Below are 3,391 nucleotides of genomic sequence, written 5' to 3' on the forward strand. Positions count from 1 at the left end.
GCCCCCGCGTCCGCAGGCCCCGCACACCCCGCACCCGCAGTTCCTGCAGCAGGGGGCGCCGCAGGCGCACACCCCGCCGCCGCAGCCGATGCCGCCGTACCAGCAGCCCAAGGCGCCCACCGGCGGCGGCTGCTCGACGGCCGTGGTCGTGATCGGGATCATCGTCGGCGTGCTGGTGCTCGCGGGCATCATCATCGCCATCGTGGTCAACAAGGCGGACGTGAAGACCGGCGGCAAGTACAGCCACGGGGAGCGTCCCGCCAACGTGCTGGTCGTCGACCTCCCCGCCGACCGGAATGGCCTGCTCTGACGGATTCCGGCCGGTTCGGGGGTGCCGCGTCCGTCCGCCGGAAGCGGTAGCGTTCGGGGATACGTAAGCGACAGGGCAGCGCGATCCGAGCGAACGCCCGGGGCGAGGAGCGATGGCACAGACGCAGCAGCCGGACGACGACGCGGGTGTCCGAGCGGTCGGCCGGACCGGCGGGACCCCGAGGATCCCCGAGCCCGGCAGCGAGGCCCAGACCTCGGCGCTGCCGCCGTTCGGCGGTCCGCAGACCCCGGGCCGCGGCACCGCCGTGCCGCTGAGCACCGTCGGCGACGGCCGCTACCGGCTGACCTACCGGCTCGGCCGTGGCGGCATGGCCGAGGTGTTCGCCGCCGAGGACGTGCGGCTCGGCCGCACCGTCGCGGTCAAGCTGCTGCGCGGCGAGCTGGCCCAGGACGACGTCGCCCGGCTGCGCTTCACCCGCGAGGCACACGCCGTCGCCGCGCTCAACCACCACTCGATCGTCGCGGTCTACGACACCGGCGAGGAGTACGTCGGGGACGAGTCCACGCCGTACATCGTGATGGAGCTGGTCGAGGGCCGCACCGTCCGCGAGCTGCTGGCGGACGAGGAGGCGCCGCCGGTCGACCAGGCGCTGATCATCATCGCCGGGGTGCTGGAGGCGCTCGCCTACAGCCACCGCAACGGCATCGTCCACCGTGACATCAAGCCCGCCAACGTGAGCATCACCAACGCCGGCGCGGTCAAGGTGATGGACTTCGGCATCGCCCGGGCGCTCACCGGCGGGGCGACCACGATGACCCAGACCGGCATGGTCATGGGCACCCCGCAGTACCTCTCGCCCGAGCAGGCGCTCGGCAAGCCGGTCGACCACCGCTCGGACCTGTACGCGGCCGGCTGCATGCTCTACGAACTGCTCACGCTGCGCCCGCCGTTCACCGGTGACACCCCGCTGTCGGTGGTCTACCAGCACGTCCAGGACCCGCCGCTGCCGCCCTCGCAGGCCAACGGCCGGGTGCCGACCGGGCTCGACCCGCTGGTGCTGCGCTCGCTCGCCAAGAACCCGGACGACCGCTTCCAGGACGCCGACGAGTTCCGCGCCCACGTGCAGCACGCGCTGCGCGAGATGCACGGCGCGGGCGGGGCCGGCTGGGTCGGCGCGACCGCGGGCGACACCGGCGCGACCCAGGTGCTCCGGCCGGACCAGGCCGCGGCCACCGCGGCCTTCGGCGCGGTGCGCCCGGGCGACCAGACCTCCGTGCTGCCGTACCCGACGGGCGGCCCGCACACCCCCTCGTCGCCCTACCCGGCGGCCGGCGGCCCGTACGGCGACGGCCCTGGCGAGGAGGACGGCGGCGGCCGGCGGCGCGGGCCGTGGGCCTGGGTGGCCGGTGCGATCGCCGTGCTGGTCGCGGCCAGCGCGGGCATCGCCTTCGCGCTCAGCGGCAACGACACGGTCGACCCCACGGTGTCCCCGACGCAGCCCCCGGCGGTCACCAGCAGCGACACGCCCGTGCCGGTCCAGAGCGGTCTGACGCCCCCGCCCGCCTCGGGCTCCGGCAGCAAGAAGCCGCAGCAGCCGACCGACCCCAACACCGCCGGGAACACCACCGGGAACAGCGGCAACAACATGTCGCCGTCGCCGGGTTGGGGCAAGCACAACACGCCGACCCCGACACCGACCGGGAGCGCGAGCCACACGCAGACGTCCGCGTCGACGGCGTCCTCGACCGGTGGCTCGACGCCGGGCGGGGGCGGCAACACGCCGCCGCCGAACCCGCTGCCGACCAAGACGATCCCGCCGGTGACGCCGCCGGCCTCGCTGCCCGCGCAGCCCGGGACCGGCTGACCGGCCGACCGGCTGACCCGCCTCGGCCGGTCCTGCCGACCTCGCGGGTCGGCCGGACCGGCCGGTGGACGCGGTCAGTTGGCGAAGGCGTCCAGGACCTGTTCGTACTCCTGGCACCACCACGCCAGCTGCCCGGCGGAGGCGGGGTAGAGCGGGTCGGCCCGGTGGTCGGCCCGCTGGTAGCGCCACTGCAGCATCCAGAAGTCGTTCAGCCGCTCCCACCAGACCCGGTGGACGGCGGCGGCCAGGTGCTCGGCGGTGGCGGCGCCGGAGGCCCGGTAGGCCTGTGAGTAGCGGCGGACCCGGACCAGGTCGAGGACGCCGGACGAGCGGTCGTTGAAGAGCAGCGTGGCGGCCCGGACCGCCTCCTCGGCGCGTGGCTGCGGGCCGAGCTTGTCCCAGTCCAAGACGGCCGTCACCCGGCCGCCCCGCGGGCCGTCGTCGTACAGCAGGTTGAGGCCGTGGAAGTCGCCGTGGGTCCAGCCGGTGGGGGGCGCGGCCGCCGGGGCGGGGCGGCGGTGGGCGTGCTCGGCGAGCAGTTCCAGCCGTTCCGTGAGCCGTTCCACCACCAGGGCGTCCAGCTCCCCGGCGGGGTGCTGCTCGCGGGCGCGGCGTCGCAGGTCGTGGGCGAGGGCGGCGCTGTCGACGGCGTCGGCGCTCCGGTATCCGGCGGGTTGTTCGAGGGGGGCGCAGACATCGTCGAGTGCGCCGTGCAGTCGGCCGAGCAGCGTGCCGAGCGCGTCGCACTGCGACGGTTCGAGCTCGCCGCCGTGCCGGTGCCGGCCCTCGACCCAGGGGAACAGCGCGAACAGCCGGCCGCCCCACGAGGCCACCGTGCCGGACCGTTCGGCGCAGGCCAGCGGGGGCGCGACGGGCAGTCCGAGGGCGTTCAGCGCGGCCATCGCGCGGTGGTGGGCGACGATCTTCGGGCGGCTGGCGGTGGCGGAGTCGACGTAGCACTTCAGGAAGTACGGACCGGCCTCGGTGGTGACCAGGTACCCCCGGTTCAGCAGGCCCTCGGCGACCGGTTCGGCGGTCAGCAGCCGTCCTGTCCGGTAGCGGGCCAGTACCTCGGCGAGCGCGCCCAGCGGGACGGGTGGGCTGAGGGTCCCCATCGGCGGTGCGGAGAGGTCGGGGCGGGCCGGGGCGCAGGCGAGGGTCTGGCTGAAAGTCACGTGCAGAGGTTATCAGAACGGAACACGACACAACTCAACTCACTACACTACTACTCGTCTGGAGTGGAGTCATGGTCTGGT

The 3,391-nt window shown here is 74.6% G+C and carries 2 protein-coding genes and 1 pseudogene; 2 read left to right on the forward strand and 1 reads right to left on the reverse strand.

Features of this window, described 5'->3' with window-relative positions; all coding sequences use genetic code 11:
• Both ACIQOV_RS33605 and ACIQOV_RS33610 read left to right on the forward strand, forming a co-directional pair.
• Positions 1–310, forward strand: a pseudogene (locus tag ACIQOV_RS33605) (hypothetical protein); the annotation flags it as partial.
• Positions 311–422: 112 nt separating this feature from the next.
• Positions 423–2,135 (forward strand): protein kinase, encoded by a 1,713-nt coding sequence (locus ACIQOV_RS33610; RefSeq protein WP_401054555.1) that lies wholly within the window; start codon positions 423–425, stop codon positions 2,133–2,135.
• Between the two features lie 74 nt (positions 2,136–2,209).
• Here the strand turns inward: ACIQOV_RS33610 and ACIQOV_RS33615 are convergent, their stop codons facing one another.
• The gene (locus ACIQOV_RS33615) at positions 2,210–3,310 is read right to left on the reverse strand and encodes a phosphotransferase (RefSeq protein WP_359897692.1); all 1,101 of its coding nucleotides are present in this window, start codon (positions 3,308–3,310) and stop codon (positions 2,210–2,212) included.
• Between the last annotated feature and the right edge of the window lie 81 nt (positions 3,311–3,391).

The sequence above is a fragment of the Kitasatospora sp. NPDC091257 genome (assembly GCF_044757675.1).
GTDB classification, from domain to species: domain Bacteria; phylum Actinomycetota; class Actinomycetes; order Streptomycetales; family Streptomycetaceae; genus Kitasatospora; species Kitasatospora lactacystinica.

What these genes read in the sequence shown, in the direction of transcription:
- ACIQOV_RS33610 (WP_401054555.1), top strand. Translation starts at nt 423, where the DNA reads ATGGCACAGACGCAGCAGCCGGACGACGACGCGGGTGTCCGAGCGGTC.